This is a genomic window from Streptomyces sp. NPDC054794 (genome assembly GCF_053611585.1).
Window position 1 is genome coordinate 92,181 of sequence record NZ_JBSHAQ010000025.1, and the last position, 23,311, is coordinate 115,491.

Below are 23,311 nucleotides of genomic sequence, written 5' to 3' on the forward strand. Positions count from 1 at the left end.
AGACCTCTCGGAAATATGAGACCGCTGTGCGTGCCTTGCCGGAATAATCCGCAACATAGGCCCCTGAATGCCGCAGCCAACACCCTTGACATCCCCGGCCACTTGACCACCTACTGGATCCTGCGCAGCGAATTGACAACGTTGTCCGAAGTGGGCGCAGGGAGGGTACCCGTTGTGAAGCAGCGGAGAGCTCGGCACAGACACGGTACGGCGGTCGTTCTCACGGCCGCCTTCGTCATGGCGGTGGGCTCGCAGGGGGCGGCGGTCGCCCTGCCGGCCCAGGCGGCCGCCCCCGACCGGGAGTTCGCATCCTCGTTCGAGGCGAACGACCCGGCACCGAACTGGCTGAACACCGTCGACACGGAGGCCGACGGAACCAAGCGCGCCTCGGGAGTCGACGGCGGCTACAGCACCGGCATTCCGGGCAATGTGACCGACCACGTCACCGACGTGCGGGCGAGCGGGGAGAACGCGGGCGCGGGCGAGGTCAAGGAGAACCTCGTCGACGGGGAGCCGGGCACCAAGTGGCTGACCTTCGAGCCCACCGGCTGGGTCGAGTTCGACCTGGACAAACCCATAAAACTCGTGACGTACGCCCTTACTTCGGCCAATGACTACGACGAGCGCGACCCCAAGGACTGGACCCTCCAGGGCTCGACCGACGGCAAGGACTGGAAGACCGTCGACACCCGCTCCGGCGAGGCCTTCTCCGAACGCTTCCAGACCAAGTCGTACGACCTCGCCCAGCCGGCCGAGTACCAGCACTTCCGGCTCGACGTCACGAAGAACAACGGCGCCTCGGGCATCGTCCAGCTGGCCGACGTGCAGTTCTCGACGGGCGGAGGCGGCGGCCCCGTCCCACAGGACATGCTTTCCCTCGTCGACCGCGGCCCGAGCGGCTCGCCGACCTCCAAGGCCGGCGCCGGCTTCACCGGCACCCGGGCACTGCGGTACGCGGGGCGGCACACGGCGGCCGGCCGGGCGTACTCGTACAACAAGGTCTTCGACGTGAACGTGAAGGTCGGCCGCGACACCCGGTTGTCGTACCGGATCTTCCCCTCGATGGCCGACGGCGACCGCGACTACGACGCCACCAACGTCTCCGTGGACCTCGCCTTCACCGACGGCACCTACCTCAGCGGTCTGGGCGCCACCGACCAGCACGGCTTCCCGCTGTCCCCGCGGGGGCAGGGCGCCTCGAAGGTGCTCTACACCAACCAGTGGAACGACGTGTCCTCGCGCATCGGCTCGGTCGCCGCGGGCAAGACGGTCGACCGGATCCTGCTGGCGTACGACTCCCCGAGCGGCCCGGCGAAGTTCCGCGGCTGGCTCGACGACGTGGCGCTCAGGACCGTGGCCCCCGAGAGGCCCAGGGCGCACCTGTCCGACTACGCGCTGACGACCCGGGGCACCAACTCCAGCGGCAGTTTCTCGCGCGGCAACAACTTCCCGGCGACGGCCGTCCCGCACGGGTTCAACTTCTGGACCCCGGTGACCAACGCCTCCTCGCTGAGCTGGCTGTACGAGTACGCGCGCGCGAACAACGACGCCAACCTGCCGACGATCCAGGCGTTCAGCGCGAGCCACGAGCCGAGCCCCTGGATGGGCGACCGGCAGACCTTCCAGCTGATGCCGTCCGCCGCGGCCGGCACCCCGGACACCGGTCGCAAGGCGCGGGAGCTGGCCTTCCGGCACGAGAACGAGACCGCGCGGCCGTACTACTACGGGGTGCGGTTCGAGAACGGCCTGCGGGCCGAGCTGACGCCCACCGACCACGCGGCGGCGCTGCGCTTCACCTACCCCGGCGACGACGCGAGCGTGCTGTTCGACAACGTCACCGAGCAGGCGGGCCTGACCCTCGACAAGGAGCACGGGACCGTCACCGGCTACTCCGACGTGAAGTCGGGCCTGTCGACGGGCGCGACCCGGCTCTTCGTGTACGGCCAGTTCGACAAGCCGGTGACGGACGGCTCCTCCAGCGGCGTCAAGGGCTACCTGCGCTTCGCCGCGGGCGCCGACCGCACGGTCACCCTGCGCCTGGCCACCTCGCTGATCAGCGTCGACCAGGCGAAGGACAACCTGCGCCAGGAGATCCCGGACGGCACCTCCTTCGACACGGTCGAGGCGCGCGCCCAGCGGGCCTGGGACGACATCCTCGGCAAGGTCGAGGTCGAGGGCGCGACCCCGGACCAGCTGACGACCCTGTACTCCTCGATGTACCGGCTGTACCTGTACCCCAACTCCGGCTTCGAGAAGGTGGGCGGCACGTTCCAGTACGCCTCGCCGTTCTCCGCCATGCCGGGCCCGGACACCCCGACGCACACCGGCGCGAAGATCGTGGACGGCAAGGTGTACGTCAACAACGGCTTCTGGGACACCTACCGGACGACCTGGCCGGCCTACTCGTTGCTGACCCCCGGTCAGGCGGGCGAGATGGTCGACGGGTTCGTGCAGCAGTACAAGGACGGCGGCTGGACCTCACGCTGGTCCTCCCCCGGCTACGCCGATCTGATGACCGGCACCTCCTCGGACGTCGCGTTCGCGGACGCGTACGTCAAGGGCGTCCCCTTCGACGCGAAGGCGGCGTACGACGCGGCCCTGAAGAACGCCACGGTCGTCCCCCCGTCCTCGGGCGTGGGGCGCAAGGGGATGAGCACCTCGCCCTTCCTCGGCTACACCAGCTCCGACACCCACGAGGGCCTGTCGTGGGCGATGGAGGGATACGTCAACGACTACGGCATCGCGAAGATGGGGGCCGCGCTCTACCGGAAGACGGGCGAGAAGCACTACAAGGACGAGTCCGAGTACTTCCTCAACCGCGCCCGGGACTATGTGAACCTCTTCGACTCCAAGGCCGGCTTCTTCCAGGGCCGTGACGACAAGGGCGGCTGGCGCGTCGACTCCTCGGCGTACGACCCGCGCGTGTGGGGCTACGACTACACCGAGACCAACGGCTGGGGCTACGCCTTCACCGCCCCGCAGGACAGCCGGGGGCTGGCCAACCTGTACGGCGGCCGCGGCGGCCTGGCGGACAAGCTCGACGAGTACTTCGCCACCCCGGAGACGGCCTCCCCCGACTACGTCGGGTCCTACGGCGGCGTCATCCACGAGATGACCGAGGCGCGGGACGTGCGGATGGGCATGTACGGCCACTCCAACCAGGTCGCGCACCACGTCATCTACATGTACGACGCGGCGGGCGAGCCCTGGAAGGCGCAGGCGAACGTCCGCGAGGCGCTCTCCCGGCTCTACACGGGCAGCGAGATAGGACAGGGCTACCACGGTGACGAGGACAACGGCGAGCAGTCGGCCTGGTACCTCTTCTCCTCGCTCGGCTTCTACCCGCTGGTCATGGGCAGCGGCGAATACGCCATCGGCTCCCCGCTGTTCACGAAGGCGACCGTGCACCTGGACAACGGCCACGACCTGGTGATCAACGCCCCGCGGAACAGCGCGCGGAACGTCTATGTGCAGGGCCTGACCGTCAACGGCCGCCCCTGGACGGCGACGTCGCTGCCGCACTCGCTGCTCGCCAAGGGCGCGGTGCTGGACTTCCACATGGGTGCCAAGCCGTCGACCTGGGGCACGGGCAGGAACGCGGCCCCGGTCTCCATCACCCAGGACGACTTGGTCCCGACGCCGCGCGCGGACGTGCTGAAGGGTGACGGCGCGCTGTTCGACAACACGTCGGCGTCGGACACCACGGTCACCTCCGTGGATCTGCCGGTGGGCGCGGCCACCAAGGCCGCCCAGTACACGCTGACGTCGTCCGGCGACCACACCAGGGCGCCGACCGGCTGGACCCTCCAGGGCTCCACGGACGGCACGACCTGGCGCACCCTGGACCACCACTCCGGTGAGTCGTTCGCCTGGGACCGGCAGACCCGGGCGTTCACGATCGCCGCACCGGGCTCGTACACCAAGTACCGCCTGGTCCTCGACGGCGAGTCGACCCTGGCGGAGGTGGAACTGCTGGCCTGACGCACCGCGCCGTGAGACAGGAGGCCGCCCCCGGGAGTTTTGGGGGCGGCCTCGTGCGCGGGGGGCTCAGCTCACCGCGAGGGTGAACACATGCAGGTCGGTGTCGTCCGGGAGCTTCACGCTGCGTACGGTCTTGCCGGCCGGTGCCTCGAAGGGCTTGGTCGCGAAGACGTAGGTCGCCACCGGGTCCTTGTCCGCGCCCGCGACGTTGCGGTACGCGGTCTTGGCGACGACCTCGTTGCCGTACTGGACGGTGCCGCCTCCGCCGCCGACGGTCCAGTCGGTGAAGGAGAGGTCGACGGTGTCGGTGCTGCCGTCGGTGTAGGTCACGGTCGCCTTCGTCTGCTGGTTTCCGTTGACCGCGCTGCCGATGAACGACAACTTGGTAGCCGGAGTGGGCAGTTGGACCGTCTGTCCGGCCGCGGCGGCGTTGTCCGGGCGGCCCGTGGGCGAGTTCGGCCAGGTGAAGGTGAGCCCGCCCACCGTGCCCGGCCGACCGGGAGCCAGGCCGGCCGCGGCGAGGGCCTGGCGGGAGTAACTCCAGCCGCCGCCGTCGTAGTCGGCCTCGTCGTGCTCGCCGGCGTCGTCCGAGACGCCGGTGTTGTTGTAGGCGGCGAGGAGGGTGCCGGGGGCGGCCACGGTGAGCGAGACGGGCTGCTCGTACGAGGTGTCGCCCGAGGTCACCGTCACCTTGACGTCGTAGAAGCCCTGGGTGGCGTCCTGCCCGGCCGCGAGGGTGATCTCCTGCGAGCCGTCGGTCACCGTGCCCTGGGCGGGCGTGGCGGTGACACCGTCCGGGGTCTCGACGCGGAAGCGGACCTCGGGGCCCGTGCCGCCGTGCAGCGCCAGGGCGCGGATGCCGACCTTGGTGCTGCCGCCCGGCGCGACGGTCGCCGCGGTCGGGCCCACGCCGATCTGGTACGGCTGCTCGCCCTGCCGGAAGGACGGCGGCGCCTGGGCGGTGCCCCAGGTGCGGTTCGGGGTGCCGGAGAGGGTGTAGTCCAGCCGGCCGCCGTCCCGCACGAAGGAGGCCGGGAGCCAAGGCCGGTCACTGCTGCGGCCGTTGACCTTCAGGGACTGGACGTACGGCGCGTCGGCGGCCGCGCCCGACGCCCGGATGGAGATGTCGTTGCCCTGCGGCCGGGCGATCTCGACGCGCTCGAACAGCGGGGAGGCGAGGACGAGTTCGGCGCGGGAGGGGACCTGTGGGTACATGCCGAGGGCGGAGAAGACGTACCAGGACGACATGGCGCCGAGGTCGTCGTTGCCGGGGATGCCGCCGGGCCCGGTCGACCAGAGCCGCGTCATGGCCGCGCGGACGGTCTCCTGCGCCTTGTACGGGGCGCCCGCGTAGTCGTACAGGTAGGGGACGTTGATGGACGGCTCGTTGTCCAGCTCGGACTTGACGCCGCCGCTGCCGGTGAACGCCCAGCTGCCGTCGGCGTTGTGGAAGAAGTCGTCGAGCCGGGCCAGCGCCTTGTCCGTGCCGCCCATCGCCGCGAACAGGCCCGCCGGGTTGTGCTGGACCATCCAGGTGTACTGGGCCGCCGACCCCTCGACGAATCCGTTGCCGGTGTCCGGGGTGAAGCCGGTGACCCAGCTGCCGTCGGCCTTGCGGTTGGCGACGTAGCCGCCGGTGGGGTCGGCCGCGATGTTGAAGTTGTTCTGCCACCACTGCGCCCGGCGCGCGAAGGCCGTCGCCGTGTCCTTCTCCCCCGCCGCCGTGGCGAGTTGGGAGAGCGCGAAGTCGGCGGTGGACATCTCCAGCGTCTCGGCCGCGCCGCCCCACGCGTTGGACACGGACGGCATGTAGTGGTGGGCCAGGTACTTGTCGAGCGACGGGCGCTGGCCGACCGACAGCACGGGCTTGCCGGCCGCCGACAGGTCCTGTGCGGTCGGCACGGTCGCCGCCTTCGCCAGGGAGGCCAGCGCGCCGCGCAGGTCGAAGTCCCTGCCGCCGAAGGCCCGGATGCCGGCGAGCGCGGTGGCCGAGGGGTCGCCGTTCATGACGTGCGTGCCGCTCGCGCCGTGCAGCCAGCGGTCCCAGATCCCGCCGTTCTGCCGCGCGAGTTCGTACAGCGACTGGGCGACGTCCGAGCCGGTGCGCGGGTCGAGCAGGGTGAGCAGTTGCACCTGGTCGCGGTAGACGTCCCAGCCGGAGAAGGTGCCGTACTGGGCCCGGTGGCCGCGGCCGACCCGGTGCACCTCGCCGTCGCTGCCCCGGTAGCGCCCGTCGGCGTCACTGATGACGTTCGGGTGCAGGAGGGAGTGGTAGAGGGCGGTGTAGAAGGTGGTGCGGTCGGCGTCCGTGCCGCCGCCGACCCGGATCGCGTCCAGCCGGTCGCGCCAGGCCCGGCCGGCGGCGTCCCGCACCGCGTCGAAGGAGCGGGACGACGGGTTCTCCGCGGCCAGGTTCGCCTCGGCGCCCGCCCGGCTGACGTAGGAGATGCCGACCTTCACGTTCACCGGGTCGGTGCCGGGCGCGAACTCGACGTATCCGCCGGCGCCCTTGCCCGCCACGGGCCGCCCGCCGTTGCCGAACCCGCCGGTCCCGCCGGAGGCGGAGGTCGAGCCGGGGTTCAGCCGGTCGTCCTGCCAGGTGCCGGTGGCCTTGAAGTCGCGGTCGAAGCGGGCGGTGAAGTACAGGGTGTAGTAGGCGCGTCGGCCCTCGGGGTCGAGGTAGCCGCAGAAGTTGCCGGAGGTGACGGAGCCGGAGATCGTGCGCGTCCGGGGGTCGATGCTGATCGACGAATCGGTCGAGCCCACCTCGGAGTTGGCCGTGCGGACGAGCAGCGAGGCGGGCTTGTCGGCCGGGAAGGCGAACCGGGCCGAGCCGGTGCGCGCGGTCGCGGTGAGGTCGGCGCTGACGCCGGAGGAGAGGCCCACCCGGTAGTGGCCGGGCTCGGCGGTCTCGTCGGCGTGAGTGAAGCCGGAGGCGTAGACGGCGTCCTTGGTGTCGCTCGTCGGGGAGGAGGTGACCTCGCCTGCGTACGGGAAGAACGGGATGTCGCCGCCGCCGCCCGCACAGCCGGTGCCGGACATGTGGGTGAGGCTGAAGCCGCGGATCCGGGTGGCGTCGTACTGGTAGCCGCCCGGCGCGGCGGTGCGGGTGGCGTCGCCTCTGGTGTTCTCGGGGCTCCAGGAGAGCATGCCGAAGGGCACGACGGCGCCGGGGAAGACATTGCCGCCGTTCTTGGTGCCGATCAGCGGATCGACGTAGGTGGTCGGGTCCTTGATCAGGTCCGGGGGTGCTGTCGTCGCCGCCAGGGCGGGGGTGGCGCCACCGGCCGCGAGCGCGGCGGCCAGCAACAGGGACACGGGACGGAAACGCATGACGCGGCCCCTCCTCCTCAGGACGGGTCGCGCATCACGGGTCGCACAAGCCGCAGGGACAGTAACGTGCACCGGCGGTGCCGCGGAAGACCGCGTGCACCTCCTTCGGTACACGGGGACGTCACTCGATCGGGTGAGCCCAAGTGGCTTGACATCGTTGTCGGTTGGAGCGGTAGAGTCATGTACAGACCACTAAGACAACGTTGTCGCATCATGCGGCCGACACAAGCCACGCTCCACCCGGACGGGCCGAACCCCCCTCGCCCGCCCGGCTCGCGGACCCGGTGCGCACCGCCACCGGGTCCGCCCAGAGCGACTCACCCGACCCGGCGGGCAACGGTCGCCGCGCAGCCACCGCCGGAGCGTCGCGCGCGGGAGCAACGGTCGTGCACGGATTGCCGTCGCACGCGGGAAGCGGGCGCACACGAGTAGCGGTCGTACGCGAGCAACGGTCGCGCGCGAAGAGCGGGCGGGAGCGGCCCACGCGACCCGGCGGGTTCCGGTCCGTCGGAGCCGCGAATGCCCGGGAGCGCTCCCACCTCCCTTCGGAAGCTAGCGCGCTCGACGAGTCCTGTAAACGCCTGACGCACCGGCCATACCTGGGCTCGGCGCGCGCTCCGGGGGGCGAATGTGACGTCCATCGCTTGGGACGACCGTAGCCACCGGCAATCACCGGTGCTACAAATGTCGCATGGCGGACCGATTCGCCCGGTTTAAGCGCATCCCGATGCGCTCGCTGGTCGGCAAGAATCCTCGAAGCGTCGCCGGGCAGGTCTTCATACTGCAGGTGGCGCTGGTAGTCGTGCTCGTGATCTGCGCGGTCGTCGCCCTCGTCCTGCAGTCGGAGCGGGACACCAGCATGGAGGCCAAGCGGCGTTCCATCGCGGTCGCGCAGACCTTCGCGCACTCGCCGGGCATCCTGCAGGCATTGAAGGAGCCCCAGCCGTCCAAGGAGCTCCAGCCGCTCACCGAGGCGGGACGCAGGGCCGCGGGCGTCGACTTCATCGTCGTCATGGACACCAAGGGGATCCGCTACACCCACCCCATGCCGGACCGGATCGGCAAGCGGTTCGTCGGCCGGATCCAGCCCTCGCTCGAGGGCAAGGTCTACACCGAGAGCGTGCACGGTCCACTCGGCCACGAGGTGCAGGCCACCGTTCCCATCAAGGACGACAACGGCAAGGTGACCGCACTCGTCTCCGCCGGGCTGAAGGTCAAGAACGTGACCAGCCAGGTGGACAAGCAGCTGCCGATCATCCTGGCCGCCGGGGCCGGCGCGCTGCTGGTGTCGACCGGCGGTACGGCGCTGGTGGGCCGACGGCTGTCCCGCCAGACCCACAGCCTGGCGCCGGACGAGATGAGCCGTATGTACGAGCACCACGACGCGGTGCTGCACTCCGTGCGGGAGGGTGTGCTCATCGTCGGGGACGGCGGACGGCTGCTGCTGGTCAATGACGAGGCCAGACGGCTGCTGGAGCTGCCGCCGGACGTCGAGGGGCGGCACGTCTGGGAGCTGTCGGGGCTCGACCCCGAAACGGTCGCGCTGCTCGTCTCCGGGCGCGAGGCCACCGACGAGGTGCACCTCGCCGGTGAACGGCTGCTCGCCGTCAACCAGCGGCCCACGGGGAACGACGGCGGCCCCAGCGGAACGGTCGTGACCCTCCGCGACTCCACCGAGCTCCAGGCGGTCTCCGGCCGGGCGGAGGTCGCGCGCGAGCGGCTCAAGCTGCTGTACGACGCCGGACTCAGCATCGGCACCACCCTCGACGTGGTTCGCACGGCCGACGAGCTGGCCCAGGTCGCCGTCCCCCGCTTCGCCGACTTCGTCACCGTGGACCTGGCCGACGGTGTGGTCCACGGCGAGGAGCCCGCCCCCACCGCCACCGGCATGCGACGGGTCGCCGTGAGCGCGATCCGGGACGACCATCCGCTCTACGAGAAGGGCCGGCTGATCGATTTCCTGCCGTCCACGCCCCAGGCGCGCGGCTACGGCAGCGGCCACTCCGAGCTGGTGACCGATCTGTCGACCGCGGCGGGCTGGCAGGCGCAGGACCCCAGGCGCGCCCAGGACATCATCGACTACGGCATTCACTCGCTCATCGCCGCGCCGATCCGGTCCCGCGGTGTCGTCCTGGGCATGGCCAACTTCTGGCGCACCAAGCGGCACGCCCCCTTCGACGAGGAGGAGCGGTCGCTGGCGGAGGAGCTGGTGGCCCGTGCCGCGGTCAGCATCGACAACGCCCGCCGGTACACGCGCGAGCACACCCTCGCGGTCACCCTGCAGCGCAGCCTGCTGCCGCGGGCCCTGCCCGAGCAGAACGCCCTCGACGTCGGCTACCGCTACATCCCCGCCCAGTCCGGCGTGAGCGGCGACTGGTTCGACGTGATCCCGCTGCCGGGCGGCCGGGTGGCCCTGGCCGTCGGCGACGTGGTCGGGCACGGCCTGCACGCGGCCGCGACGATGGGCCGGCTGCGCACCGCGGTGCACAACTTCACCACCCTCGACATGCCGCCCGACGAGTTGCTCTCTCATCTGGACGACCTGGTCGGGCGCATCGACCAGGACGAGGCGAGTGCCGACGCCTCGGCCGAGCTGGTGGGCGCGACCTGCCTCTACGCGATCTACGACCCGGTGACTCGCCGCTGCGCCATGGCCCGTGCCGGGCACCTGGCGCCCGCGCTGGTCCACCCCGACGGGCGCGTCACCTTCCCCGACCTGCCCGCCGGGCCGCCGCTCGGCCTCGGCGGCCTGCCCTTCCAGACGGCCGAGCTGGAGCTCGCCGAGGGCACCCAGCTCGTCCTGTACACCGACGGCCTGGTCGAGGACCGCACCCGTGACCTCGACGTGGGCCTGGAGCTGCTGCGCCGCGCTCTGGCCGGCCACCCCGACCGGGAGCCGGAGGACAGCTGCCAGGCGGTGCTGGAAGCCCTGCTGCCGGGCCGGCCCAAGGACGACGTGGCTCTGCTCATCGCCCGCACCCGGGGGCTGCCGGCCGACCAGGTCGCCGACTGGGACGTGCCGCGCGATCCGGCCGCCGTGTCGGCGATGCGGCTCGCCGTGTCCGAGAAGCTCGACGAGTGGGGCCTGTCCGACCTCGGCTTCGGCATGGAACTCGTGCTGAGCGAGCTGATCACCAACGCCATCCGGTACGGCTGCGAGCCGATCCATGTGCGGCTGATCCACGACCGCACGCTGATCTGCGAGGTGGCCGACAGCAGCAGCACCTCGCCGCATCTGCGGTACGCGGCGACGACCGACGAGGGCGGCCGCGGACTCTTCCTGGTCTCCCAGATGACCGAGCGCTGGGGCACCCGGTACACCCCGCAGGGCAAGGTGATCTGGGCCGAGATGGCGGTGCCGGACCTCTCGGCGCTCACGGACCGCCTCGGGGAGTGAGCGGCGCCTCCTCGGACGGGAATCCGTGGGCGCCGTACAGCCGGACGAACCGGGCCGCGACGACGAACCCGAGGCGGTCAAGCCCGCGCTCCGAGCGCTCGTACACCTCGACCTCCTCCGCGCCGCCCGGCCCGATCGGCTGGACCAGCCGGCCGCCGGGGCACAGCTGCGTCACGAGCGGCGGCGGTACGTCGGGGTGGGCGGCGCAGACGACCACGGCGTCGTACGGAGCATGGTCGGGCAGCCCCAGGGTGCCGTCGCCGACGACGACCTCGGCGTTGCGCACGCCCTGCGCGGCGAGGTTGGCCCGTGCCCGGCGGGCCAGGTCCGGCAGGCGCTCGACGCTGACGACGCGGGCGGCGAGGCGGGCGAGCAGGGCGGTCTGGTAGCCGTAGCCGGTACCGATCTCCAGGACGCGTTCGTCGCCGTTCAGGGCGAGGGCGTGGATCATCAGGGCCACGAGGGAGGGCTGGGTCGTCACCTGGCCGTGGCCGAGCGGAACGGGCGTGTCCGTGCCGGCCGCGCTGACGTACGCGGCCGGTACGAACCGGGCACGCGGCGTGTCCCGGATCGCGCTCAGCAGGCGCTGGTCCCGGACCCCCATGGCTCGGGCGGCCCGGACCAGGTCGTCGTCGGCGGCTCCGGGGGCGGGGACGGGACGGGGCATGGGGTCCACCTCCGGTGCGCAGCGGTCGGCCACCGGTGCGGGTGGGCGCCGCTCACCTCCAGCAGAGCAGAGCCGCGGGCTGATCGCCACGGTCCGGGGTGGCCGGGCCCGGCCGGGTTCAGGCGGAGCTGCCGAGCGCCCGGGTGGGGCGGAGCGCGACGGGGTGCGTGCCGTGCGAGGCGGGGTTCCCGGCCGGGGCGGACGGTCCCGCTGCGGGTAGCTCGACGGTGAATTCGGTACGGCCCGGGGCGCTGTCCACGTGGATGCGGCCTCCGTGTGCCGCCGTGGTGATCGCGAGGCCGGGTGGACCGTCCGGCGTGATGCCCGCCGGCGCGGCCCGCCGGGCGGTGGTGAGAGCGCGCGGGCCGGCGTCCTGGCCGACGACCGCCACCGAGAGGATCCTGCCGTGCGCGTCGAACCGGGCCGCGAGCATCCCCGTCGGCCGAATGCTCTCCCCGAGCAAGGTCAGGTCCTCGGCGAGCCCCGGGTGGAGCGCCGTCGCGGCGCGCACACGGAACAGGGTGGCGCCGAGTGGGTGATGACCCGGGCCGGACACGGTGAAGGGCCGCACCCCCGTTTCCGGGAGTGCGGCCCTCGACTGCCGTACCGAGCCGCTTACTTGCGGATCAGGTTGCGCAGCACGTACTGCATGATGCCGCCGTTGCGGTAGTAGTCGGCCTCACCGGGGGTGTCGATGCGGACGACCGCGTCGAACTCGACACCGGAGTCGGTGGTGACCTTGACCGTGCGCGGCGTGGTGCCGTTGTTCAGCTCGGTGACGCCGGCGATGGAGAAGGTCTCCTCACCCGTCAGACCGAGGGACTCGGCGGAGGCGCCCTCCGGGAACTGCAGCGGCAGGACGCCCATGCCGATGAGGTTCGAGCGGTGGATGCGCTCGTACGACTCGGCGACGACGGCCTTGACGCCCAGCAGCGCGGTGCCCTTGGCGGCCCAGTCGCGGGACGAGCCGGAGCCGTACTCCTTGCCGGCCAGGACGACCAGCGGGATGCCCTGCTCGATGTAGTTGCGCGAGGCGTCGTAGATGAACGACACCGGCGCGTCGGCCTGCGTGAAGTCGCGGGTGTAGCCGCCCTCGGTGCCCGGCGCGATCTGGTTGCGCAGGCGGATGTTGGCGAACGTACCGCGGATCATGACCTCGTGGTTGCCACGGCGGGAGCCGTAGGAGTTGAAGTCACGACGCTCCACACCGTGCTCGGTGAGGTACTTGCCGGCCGGGGTGTCGGCCTTGATGGCACCGGCCGGGGAGATGTGGTCCGTGGTGACCGAGTCGCCCAGCTTGGCGAGCACACGGGCGCCGGCGATGTCGACGACCGGGGCCGGCTCCATGGCCATGCCCTCGAAGTACGGGGGCTTGCGGACGTACGTCGACTCGGCGTCCCACTCGAAGGTGTTGCCGGTCGGGATGGGCAGCGCCTGCCACTGGGCGTCGCCCGCGAAGACGTCCTGGTAGGACTTGTTGAACATGTCCTCGCCGATGGCGTTCGCCACGACGTCGTTGACCTCGGCCTCGGTCGGCCAGATGTCGGTCAGGTAGACCGGCTTGCCGTCCTGGTCGGTGCCGAGCGCGTCCTTGGTGATGTCCACCTTCATGGAGCCCGCGATGGCGTACGCGACGACCAGCGGCGGGGAGGCCAGGTAGTTCATCTTGACGTCGGGGTTGATACGGCCCTCGAAGTTCCGGTTGCCGGAGAGGACCGAGGTGACCGCGAGGTCGTGGTCGTTGACGGCCTTGGAGACCTCCTCCGGCAGCGGGCCGGAGTTGCCGATGCAGGTGGTGCAGCCGTAACCGACCAGGTTGAAGCCGACCTTGTCGAGGTACGGCGTCAGACCGGCCTTGTCGAAGTAGTCGGTGACGACCTTCGAGCCCGGGGCGAGGGTGGTCTTGACCCACGGCTTGCGGGTCAGGCCCTTCTCGACCGCCTTCTTGGCCACCAGGGCGGCGGCGACCATGACGTACGGGTTCGAGGTGTTGGTGCAGGAGGTGATGGCCGCGACCGTCACCGCACCGTGGTCGAGGGTGTAGGTCGTGCCGTCGGGGGCGGTGACCTGGACCGGGTTGGACGGGGCGCCGTTGGGGTGGATGGCGGGGGCGTCGGAGGCCGGGAAGGACTCCTGGCCCGCCTCGTCCACGGTGTCGACGTAGTTGCGGACGTCCTGCTTGAACTGCTCGGCCGCGTTGGCGAGGACGATGCGGTCCTGCGGGCGCTTCGGGCCGGCGATGGAGGGGACGACCGTCGACAGGTCCAGCTCGAGCTTCTCGGAGAAGTCCGGCTCGGCCGTCGGGTCCAGCCAGAGGCCCTGCTCCTTGGCGTACGCCTCGACGAGCGCGACCTGCTGCTCGGAGCGGCCGGTCAGCTTGAGGTAGTTCAGGGTCTCGCCGTCGATCGGGAAGATGGCGGCGGTGGAGCCGAACTCCGGCGACATGTTGCCGATGGTGGCGCGGTTGGCGAGCGAGGTGGCGGCGACGCCCTCGCCGTAGAACTCGACGAACTTGCCGACGACACCGTGCTTGCGGAGCATCTCGGTGATGGTCAGCACGAGGTCGGTGGCGGTGGTGCCGGGCTTGAGCTCACCGGTCAGCTTGAAGCCGACGACGCGCGGGATGAGCATGGAGACCGGCTGGCCGAGCATGGCGGCCTCGGCCTCGATGCCGCCGACGCCCCAGCCGAGGACACCGAGGCCGTTGACCATCGTGGTGTGCGAGTCGGTGCCGACGAGGGTGTCGGGGTACGCCTGCCCACCTCGCACCATGACGGTGCGGGCCAGGTGCTCGATGTTCACCTGGTGGACGATGCCGGTGCCCGGCGGGACGACCTTGAAGTCGTCGAACGCGGTCTGGCCCCAGCGCAGGAACTGGTAGCGCTCCTTGTTGCGGCCGTACTCCAGCTCGACGTTCTGCTTGAAGGCGTCGCTGGTGCCGAACTTGTCGGCGATGACGGAGTGGTCGATGACCATCTCGGCCGGGGAGAGCGGGTTGATCTTCGCCGGGTCGCCGCCGAGCGCCGCGACGGCCTCACGCATGGTCGCGAGGTCCACGACACAGGGAACGCCGGTGAAGTCCTGCATGATCACGCGGGCCGGCGTGAACTGGATCTCCTGGCTGGGCTGCGCCTGGGAGTCCCAGTTGCCGAGGGCGCGGATGTGGTCGGCGGTGATGTTCGCGCCGTCCTCCGTGCGGAGCAGGTTCTCCAGCAGGACCTTGAGGCTGTACGGCAGCCGGGCCGAGCCCTCCACCTTGTCCAGCCGGAAGATCTCGTACGACTCGTCGCCCACCTGCAGCGTGCTGCGGGCGTCGAAGCTGTTCGCCGACACGACAGTCTCCTTCATTGATGTGCGCGTACTCACCACGATCCTGCCGCCACGGCATCTCGACCGTTCCGCTAAGGTAAGGCTAAGTTAGGTAACCCTTACCGGGGTGGCGGCTGCGGTGCTCCTCGGCAGATATCTCGATGTCGAGATAACTCTAGTACACCGCCGCCGGATGGTCATGTCCGCCCCGACTCAGCCGCCCCGATGTTCAGTGGCATGGCCCACACGGAGGGGACCGATAGCCCCTTCCTTCGCAAATCAGTACGCAATACTCATGTACGACATGAGCTGATTAACACCCGGACGCCGGACGTACACTGACACGCCATCACCCGAACGGCCCCCTCAACAGGCGCCATCTCATATCTGAGATAGCCTCAGCCTCATGGCAGACGACTACCTCGTACGCATCGGCAAGCTCATCCGTGACGCCCGGCAACACCGCGGCTGGACACAGGCACAGCTCGCGGAGGCACTCGGCACCAGCCAGAGCGCCGTCAACCGCATCGAGCGGGGCAACCAAAACATCAGCCTTGAGATGATCGCTCGAATCGGTGAAGCCCTGGACAGCGAGATCGTCTCGTTGGGCTACGCGGGCCCGATGCATCTGCGAGTGGTCGGCGGCCGCCGGCTGTCCGGTGCCATCGACGTGAAGACGAGCAAGAACGCCTGCGTCGCCCTCCTGTGCGCCACGCTCCTCAACAAGGGCCGCACGGTGCTGCGCCGGGTCGCCCGGATCGAGGAGGTGTACCGCCTGCTGGAGGTGCTCAACTCGATCGGCGTGCGCACCCGCTGGATCAATGACGGGGTCGACCTGGAGATCGTGCCGCCGGCCGAGCTGGACATGGGCGCCATCGACGCCGACGCGGCCGTACGCACCCGCTCCATCATCATGTTCCTCGGCCCGCTGCTGCACCGTATGGACCACTTCAAGCTGCCGTACGCCGGCGGCTGCGACCTCGGCACGCGCACCATCGAGCCGCACATGATCGCGCTGCGCCGCTTCGGCCTGGACATCGCCGCGACCGAGGGCCAGTACCACGCCCAGGTGGACCGCTCCGTGCGGCCCGGCCGGCCCATCGTGCTGACCGAGCGCGGGGACACCGTCACCGAGAACGCGCTGCTCGCCGCCGCCCGCCACGAGGGCGTCACGGTCATCCGCAACGCCTCCTCCAACTACATGGTCCAGGACCTCTGCTTCTTCCTGGAAACCCTGGGCGTACGGGTCGAGGGCATCGGCACGACGACCCTGACCGTGCACGGCGTGCCGGACATCGACGTCGACGTGGACTACTCCCCCTCCGAGGACCCGGTCGAGGCGATGAGCCTGCTGGCCGCCGCCGTGGTCACCGAGTCCGAGCTGACGGTGCGCCGGGTGCCGATCGAGTTCCTGGAGATCGAGCTCGCGGTCCTGGAGGAGATGGGCCTCGACCACGACCGGTCGCCCGAGTACTTCGCGGACAACGGCCGCACCCGCCTGGTCGACCTGACCGTCCGCCCCTCCAAGCTCGAAGCCCCGATCGACAAGATCCACCCGATGCCGTTCCCGGGCCTGAACATCGACAACGTCCCGTTCTTCGCGGCCATCGCGGCGGTCGCCCAGGGCAAGACGCTGATCCACGACTGGGTCTACGACAACCGGGCCATCTACCTGACGGACCTCAACCGCCTCGGCGGCCGGCTCCAGCTCCTGGACCCGCACCGGGTACTCGTCGAGGGCCCGACCCGCTGGCGCGCCGCCGAGATGATGTGCCCGCCCGCGCTGCGCCCCGCCGTGGTCGTCCTGCTGGCGATGATGGCGGCCGAGGGCACGTCGGTGCTGCGCAACGTGTACGTCATCAACCGGGGTTACGAGGACCTCGCCGAGCGCCTCAACTCGATCGGGGCGCAGATCGAGATCTTCCGGGACATCTGACACCCCTCCGGATGAGCGCCGCCGCACCCATTCCGACCAGCACGAACACAGGTCAGGACGGATGCGGCGGCGTCTCTGGGATTTCTCAGGGACTTCCGGCCTCGATCGAAGTGCTCCAGCCTCCCATGAGGCCTGCACCGAGAAGGGCGACTCCAAGCACGAGGAACAGAGGAGCGAGGCTTTCCGGTCACGGCGCAGGGGCGGCATGAACTTCCGTTGACATCGTCAACGTGAAGGTGTGATGCTCGTCAACGGGTGAAGGTATACGCTCCCTACGCAATGTACCCACCTTGTATGCGACGGGTGAGACGGGGAGGGCCAGTGAGCCAGGAGACGGTCGACGGACGGTTCCGGATCACGGGGATCGTCGGGCGCGGGAACATGGGTGAAGTACACCGCGCCGAAGACCTCCAGGCCGCCCCGGACTCCCCTCACCGGGCGGTCGCGGTCAAGACCGTGCTGCGCGCCCGGACCGGAGTCGCCGTCGACGCGTCGGGGTCGAACAAGGAGATCGACCGTTTCCGCCGCGAGGTGCGGATCATGCGCATGCTCTCCCAGGGCCACCCGAACCTCACCCTGCTGATAGACGGCGGTGTGGACCGGACGCCGGGCGGCAGCGGCCTGCCCTACCTGGCCATGGAGTTGCTGGACGGTCATCCGCTCGCGGACCTCATCGACGAGGAGCCCCAGCTGCCGGTCTCCTGGGTCGCCGCCGTCGGGGCGCAGATAGCCGCCGGTCTCACCGCCGCCCACACCGCCGGGGTCGTCCACCGCGATCTGAAGCCGGCCAACGCGATGCTGACCCGCGACGGCACGGTCAAGGTCCTCGACTTCGGCATGGGTTCGGTCGTCGACGATCCCGATCAGACGCGGCTGACCAGCACGGGCGTCAGCGTCGGCACGGCCCGCTACATGGCACCCGAACAGTTCCGCGCCGAGCATGTCTCGGCTTCGGCCGACCTCTACGCGCTCGGCTGCATCCTGTACGAGCTGCTGCTCGGACGGCCGCCGTTCTCCGCCAGGACCCCGTACGAGCTGTCCGAACAGCACCAGCACGAGGCCCCGCCGAAGCTGACCCTGGTGCGCCCCGACCTGCCCGCCGAGCTGGTCCGGCTGGTGGACCGCCTCCTGGAGAAGGACGCCGATAACCGGCCCGAGAACGCCGCCCAGGTGCGCGAGGCGCTGATCCCGCTCGCGCTCGCGCCGGACGACACGGCCGCCCTGCTGGCTCCGCACTGGCAGGCGATGGACCCGGTGGCACGGCTGCGTGCCCTGCTTCCCGAGCCCGCCCCGGCCGCCCCCGCACCGGTGCCGCGCAGAGAGCCGCGGCTGCCCGAGGCGATGGACGTCTTCGGCATCCATGCCGATCTGATCAGCGAGTACGAGGACTTCACCAGGAGCGCGACGGTGATCCGGGACGCCCGCATCGACGGCTTCGTCGCGGACGACCTGGCGGCGAAGTCGCAGTGGCCCGACCCCTGGCTGTCACTGAATCCGTTCTTCGCCGACGGCGGCCAGGTCACCGACCTCGTGCGGGACGGCGTGCTGCACCCGAAGTGCGCGGAGATCTTCCAGGCCGGCAAGAAGGAGACCTCGCCGCGCCCCGACGGCCGACCGCTCACCTTCCACCTCCACCAGCGACAGGCGATCGAGGCCGCGCAGGCGGGCGACTCCTATGTGCTCACCACGGGAACCGGCTCCGGCAAGTCGCTGGCGTACATCGTCCCGATCGTGCACCACGTACTGAAGGAACGTCAGGCGGCCGGTCCGGACGCGGGTGGCCGGGTGCGGGCGATCGTCGTCTACCCGATGAACGCGCTGGCCAACTCGCAGCTGGGCGAGCTCGAGAAGTATCTGCGGCATGGTTTCGGGAAGGGCCGCGAGCCGGTCACCTTCGCCCGCTACACCGGCCAGGAGTCCACGGAGGAGCGCCGCGAGCTGCGCAAGAACCCCCCGGACATCCTGCTGACCAACTACGTGATGCTGGAGCTGATGCTGACCCGGCCGGACGACCGGTCCAGCCTGATCCGCATGGCGGAGGGGCTCCAGTTCCTCGTCTTCGACGAGCTGCACACCTACCGGGGCCGGCAGGGCGCGGACGTGGCGTTCCTGATCCGCCGGGTGCGTGAGGCCTGTCGCGCCTCCGCGACCCTCCAATGCATCGGCACCTCGGCGACCATGTCCACCGAAGGCTCCTGGGAGGACCAGCAGCGTGAGGTGGCCAGGGTCGCAGGCCGGCTGTTCGGTACGACGGTGCTGCCGAGGCGAGTCATCGGCGAGACCCTGATCCGGGCGACCGAGGAAGCGCCCGACTCCGTGCCCGCCGAGCGGCTGCGGGTCCCGGCGGCGCCCCGCTCGTACGAGTCACTCACGAAGGACCCGCTGGCCCGCTGGGTCGAGTCCCGGTTCGGTCTGGAGCGCGAGCAGGACACGGGGCGGCTTCGTCGCTGCGCGCCGGGCACCGTCGAGGAGGCGGCCGCCGAGCTGGCCGACGAGTCGGGCGTGGCCGAGGAGAGCGTGCGCGAGGCGATCCGGACGACCCTGGAGGCGGGCGCGCAGGCCAAGCATCCGGTGACGGAGCGGCCGCTGTTCGCGTTCCGGCTGCACCAGTTCCTCTCCAAGGGCGACACCGTCTACACGACGCTTGAGGACCCGCTCACCCGGCCGCTGACCCGCACCTATCAGCTGGAGCAGCCGGACAGCGACGGCAAGCCGCTGTTCCCGCTGGCGTTCTGCCGCGAGTGCGGCCAGGAGTATCTGACCGTCTGGCGCGCCGAGGACGGCGGCACGTTCCGGTACGAGCCGCGTCGGGACACCTCCGCCTCCGGGGGCCGCGAGGGCGAGGGCTACCTCTACCTGGGCATGCCCGGGGAGGACTACGAGTGGCCGGCCGATCCGCAGAAGGCCGTGGACGACCGGCGGTTGCCGGAGTCGTGGCTGGAGCGGGACGCGCAGGATGTGACGGTCGTCAAGAAGTCCTACAGGCCCCGGTTGCCCAAGCGTGTCGTCGTGGACGCCCACGGGAACGAGTCGGGCGAGGGGCTGGTGGCGGCCTTCGTCCCGGCTCCGTTCTTGTTCTGCGTGCACTGCCAGGTCTCCTACGAGCAGACCCGCGGCCGGGACTTCGCCAAGCTGGCCACCCTGGATCAGGAGGGACGTTCCTCGGCGACCTCGCTGATCTCCGCGTCGATCGTGAAGTCCCTGCGGGCGGTGCCGGAGGAGAGCCTGGGCAAGGAGGCGCGCAAGCTCCTCACCTTCGTCGACAACCGGCAGGACGCCTCGCTGCAGGCCGGGCATTTCAACGACTTCGCCCAGGTGACCCAGTTGCGTGGCGCCCTCTACCAGGCCGCGGTGCGCGCCGGTGAGGAGGGCCTGAGCCACGACGATCTCGCCGAGGCCGTCACCGAGGTGATGGGCCTGACGCCCCGCGAGTTCGCGGCCGGCGCCAACCTGGCTCCGTCCATGGAGCGCCGGGCCCTAAAGGCCTTCCGTGATGTCGTGGGATATCGCCTCTACCGCGACCTGGAGCGCGGCTGGCGCATCACCATGCCCAACCTGGAGCAGACGGGCCTGCTGCGGATCGACTACGAGGACCTGGGCGTCATCGCCGCCGACCGCGACCGCTGGCAGTTGGCGCACGCCGCGCTGCGCGACGCCGATCCGGCACTGCGCGAGGAGATCGCCCGGACGCTGCTCGACTTCATGCGGCGTGCCCTCGCCATCGATGTGCAGTACTTCCGCGACGACTTCGACACCTTGCAGCGGGCGAGCGAGGAGCGACTGACCGGGCCGTGGGTACTCGGCGAGAGCGACCGGCCGGCCGTCGGCACCGCCTACCCGTACGGCTCGCGGCCGGGAATGGAGCGGACCGCTCAGTTCCTGTCCGCCCGGGGCAAGTTCGGCAAGTATCTGCGGCGCAACATGCCCGACCTGCGCGACGTCCACCTGGACGACGTCCAGAAGGTCATCGAGGACCTGTTGATCGTGCTGCGTGACGCCTACCTGGTGTGCGAGGTGGACGCGGCCCCCGAGCAGTCCGGTCCGGCCTACCGCCGCCGCGCGGGTCAGAAGCGCACCGGTTACCGGGTGTCTGCGGCCGCGCTGATCTGGCGGGCCGGAACAGGCGAGCGGGGCGCCGTCGATCCCCTGGCGCGCACCTACACCAGCGGCGAGGGCCCGCGGGTCAACCCGTTCTTCCGCGACCTGTACCGGACCGCCGCCGCCGAGCTGGCCGGCCTGTTCGCACGGGAACACACCGCTCAGGTCACTCCGGAGGACCGTCTGGAGCGCGAGAGGCTGTTCCGGGACGCCGAACTGCCCCTGCTGTACTGCTCGCCGACGATGGAACTGGGCGTGGACATCTCCTCGCTCAACGCCGTGCTGATGCGCAATGTGCCCCCGACCCCCGCGAACTACGCGCAGCGATCGGGCCGGGCGGGCCGTTCCGGTCAGCCCGCGCTGGTGACGACGTACTGTGCGACGGGCAACAGCCACGACCAGTACTACTTCCGCCGCTCCCAGGACATGGTGTCGGGCCAGGTGGCCCCGCCGCGTCTGGACCTGGCCAACGAGGATCTGGTCCGCTCCCATCTCCAGGGCATCTGGCTGGCGGAGACCGACATGAAGCTCGGTACCGCGATCCCGGACGTCGTCGATGTCGCCTACGACCCCGAGGGCGACGACCGCCCCGATCCGCAGATGCCGCTGCCGCTCCGTCCCGACTTCCTCAGCCGCTCCCTGGACGAGGATGCCCGCAGGCGCGCGGCCGCCACCGCCCGTACCGTCCTCGCCCCGCTGATCGCGGAATTCGAGTCGACCACCTGGTGGTACGACGAGTGGATCGAGGACCGGATCGAGCGGGCACCGCAGGAGTTCGACGCCGCTTTCGAGCGGTGGCGTGACCTGTTCCGGACGGCCGTCATCGACCAGTACGAGCAGAACAAGCGCGTCGTCGACCACACGCTCTCCCCCGGCGAGCAGAGCCGGGCCCGCTCGCGCCGCCGGGAGGCGGAGACACAGACGAACCTGCTGCTCAACCGCTCCGTCGACAGCAAGTCGGTGATGAGCGACTTCAATCCGTACCGCTATCTGGCGTCCGAGGGGTTCCTGCCCGGCTACAGCTTCCCCCGGCTGCCGCTGGCCGCGTACATCCCGCGCTCGGGCAATCGCCGCAACGCCGACGGCGACTACCTGCAGCGTCCCCGGTTCCTCGCGATCCGCGAGTTCGGACCGGGCGCGCTCATCTACCACGAGGGTGCCCGCTACCAGGTCACCCGGGTACAGCTGCCGCCGGACGTCTCGGGCGACCTGGCGACGGCGGAGGCCAGGCGCTGCGACGGGTGCGGCTACCACTATGCCGTCAAGCCCGGCGCCGACAAGTGCACGATGTGCGGGGCGGACTTGGGCAGCAAGCGCACCGGTCTGCTCCACCTGCACACCGTGTACACCACGCCGCGCGAGCGGATCTCCTCCGACGAGGAGGAGCGCCGCCGGGCCGGTTTCCGGCTGGAGACCTCGTACGCGTTCCAGGACCACGGTGCCCGCAAGGGACGCCTCACCTCGCACGTCACCGACGCCGCGGGCGCGCCTGTCCTCGACCTGGACTACGGCGATTCCGCGACCGTCCGCATCACCAACCTCGGCCGCGTGCGCGATAAGGGCGAGCACGACGGCTACTGGCTGGACCTGGGTGACGGCCGCTGGCTCAACGACCGGGCCGCCGCGGACGCCATCGAGGGCACCGGCATGCCGGTGGTCGACGAGGACGGCAACGAGAAGCGCCGCAAGAAGCGGGTCCTGCCCTTCGTGGAGGACCGCCGCAACATCCTCGTGGTCACCCTTGAGGAGCCGCTGCCCGAGCCGGTGGCGTGGTCGTTCCTGTACGCGCTGGAGCGGGGCATCGAGGCGGCGTTCGAGCTGGAGGACTCCGAACTGACCGCGGAGCTGCTGCCGCCGGACGAAGGCCCGCGCCGCCACATGCTGTTCACGGAGGCCGCCGAGGGCGGCGCCGGTGTGCTGCGCCGGATCCAGCACGACAAGGACGCCCTCGCCAAGGCCGCCCGGACGGCACTGGAGATCTGCCACTTCGACCCGGACACCGGCGAGGACCAGGGTGGTCCGGCGGACGGCGAGAAGTGCGCCCGCGGCTGCTACGCCTGCCTGCTGACGTACGGCAACCAGACACACCACCGCCAGCTGAGCCGGCTCGCCGCCCGGCCGCTGCTGGTTCAGCTGGCCGAGGCCCGTACCGAGCGGGAGGACCGCGGCGAGTCCCGCAGCGAACGCTTCCGCAGGCTCGCCCCCGCGAGCGCCTCGCCCCGGAGCACCTCGCCGACCACGGTGGAGGCGGATCTGGCGGCCCTGGTCGCGCAAGGCGATCTGCTGGGATGGCTGAGGGCGAAGGGCTACCGGCTGCCGGACGAGGTCGGTGTCCTCGTCCCGGAGGCCGGGGCCTGCCCGGACCTCGTCTTCCGTCTGGACGGTGCCAACCTCGCCGTGTTCGTCGACGTCGTCGGCCATCCGGCCGACTCCACGCGTGACATCGAGGCCGGGTATCGCCTGGAGGAGCACGGCTGGGACGTCCTGCGCTTCTCGACGGACATGGACTGGGACGCCCTCGCGGACAACAACGCCGCCTACTTCCACCTGCGTTGATCGCCTCACCCCTTGCGGACCTCTAGGAACCGAG

General features: G+C 70.6%; 8 protein-coding genes. 4 read left to right on the forward strand and 4 right to left on the reverse strand.

Annotated elements, in window-relative coordinates:
* Positions 1–237 precede the first annotated feature (237 nt).
* On the forward strand, positions 238–3,981 hold the full coding sequence (locus ACWGKT_RS25740) for a GH92 family glycosyl hydrolase (RefSeq protein ID WP_453275576.1): 3,744 nt from the start codon (positions 238–240) through the stop codon (positions 3,979–3,981).
* Positions 3,982–4,047: 66 nt separating this feature from the next.
* Here the strand turns inward: ACWGKT_RS25740 and ACWGKT_RS25745 are convergent, their stop codons facing one another.
* Positions 4,048–7,314 carry a GH92 family glycosyl hydrolase gene (locus ACWGKT_RS25745; protein ID WP_453275551.1) on the reverse strand — a complete coding sequence of 1,089 codons (3,267 nt, stop codon included), beginning with the start codon at positions 7,312–7,314 and terminating at the stop codon, positions 4,048–4,050.
* A gap of 691 nt (positions 7,315–8,005) precedes the next feature.
* On the opposite strand from ACWGKT_RS25745, the gene ACWGKT_RS25750 reads away from it, so the two are divergent.
* Positions 8,006–10,711: a SpoIIE family protein phosphatase gene (locus ACWGKT_RS25750; RefSeq protein ID WP_356153599.1), complete on the forward strand. Its 2,706-nt coding sequence runs from the start codon at positions 8,006–8,008 to the stop codon at positions 10,709–10,711.
* On the opposite strand, the gene ACWGKT_RS25755 is transcribed toward ACWGKT_RS25750, so the two are convergent.
* The 3 genes from ACWGKT_RS25755 to acnA form a co-directional block, all read right to left on the reverse strand.
* Positions 10,689–11,378, reverse strand: coding sequence for a protein-L-isoaspartate(D-aspartate) O-methyltransferase (locus ACWGKT_RS25755; protein ID WP_453275552.1), 690 nt, complete (start codon positions 11,376–11,378; stop codon positions 10,689–10,691). The genes ACWGKT_RS25750 and ACWGKT_RS25755 overlap by 23 nt on opposite strands.
* A gap of 118 nt (positions 11,379–11,496) precedes the next feature.
* Positions 11,497–11,889, reverse strand: a complete 393-nt coding sequence (locus tag ACWGKT_RS25760; protein WP_453275553.1) for a hypothetical protein — start codon at positions 11,887–11,889, stop codon at positions 11,497–11,499.
* 104 nt (positions 11,890–11,993) lie between these two features.
* Positions 11,994–14,711 (reverse strand): aconitate hydratase AcnA, encoded by a 2,718-nt coding sequence (acnA, locus tag ACWGKT_RS25765; RefSeq protein ID WP_453275554.1) that lies wholly within the window; start codon positions 14,709–14,711, stop codon positions 11,994–11,996.
* Between the two features lie 382 nt (positions 14,712–15,093).
* On the opposite strand from acnA, the gene ACWGKT_RS25770 reads away from it, so the two are divergent.
* The gene (locus ACWGKT_RS25770) at positions 15,094–16,623 is read left to right on the forward strand and encodes a helix-turn-helix domain-containing protein (RefSeq protein ID WP_453275555.1); all 1,530 of its coding nucleotides are present in this window, start codon (positions 15,094–15,096) and stop codon (positions 16,621–16,623) included.
* A 321-nt stretch (positions 16,624–16,944) separates the two neighbouring features.
* On the forward strand, positions 16,945–23,277 hold the full coding sequence (locus ACWGKT_RS25775) for a protein kinase domain-containing protein (protein ID WP_453275556.1): 6,333 nt from the start codon (positions 16,945–16,947) through the stop codon (positions 23,275–23,277).
* Positions 23,278–23,311: the final 34 nt, after the last annotated feature.

What these genes read in the sequence shown, in the direction of transcription:
- ACWGKT_RS25755 (WP_453275552.1), bottom strand. Translation starts at nt 11,378, where the DNA reads ATGCCCCGTCCCGTCCCCGCCCCCGGAGCCGCCGACGACGACCTGGTC.
- ACWGKT_RS25750 (WP_356153599.1), top strand. Translation starts at nt 8,006, where the DNA reads ATGGCGGACCGATTCGCCCGGTTTAAGCGCATCCCGATGCGCTCGCTG.
- ACWGKT_RS25745 (WP_453275551.1), bottom strand. Translation starts at nt 7,314, where the DNA reads ATGCGTTTCCGTCCCGTGTCCCTGTTGCTGGCCGCCGCGCTCGCGGCC.
- ACWGKT_RS25740 (WP_453275576.1), top strand. Translation starts at nt 238, where the DNA reads ATGGCGGTGGGCTCGCAGGGGGCGGCGGTCGCCCTGCCGGCCCAGGCG.
- ACWGKT_RS25770 (WP_453275555.1), top strand. Translation starts at nt 15,094, where the DNA reads ATGGCAGACGACTACCTCGTACGCATCGGCAAGCTCATCCGTGACGCC.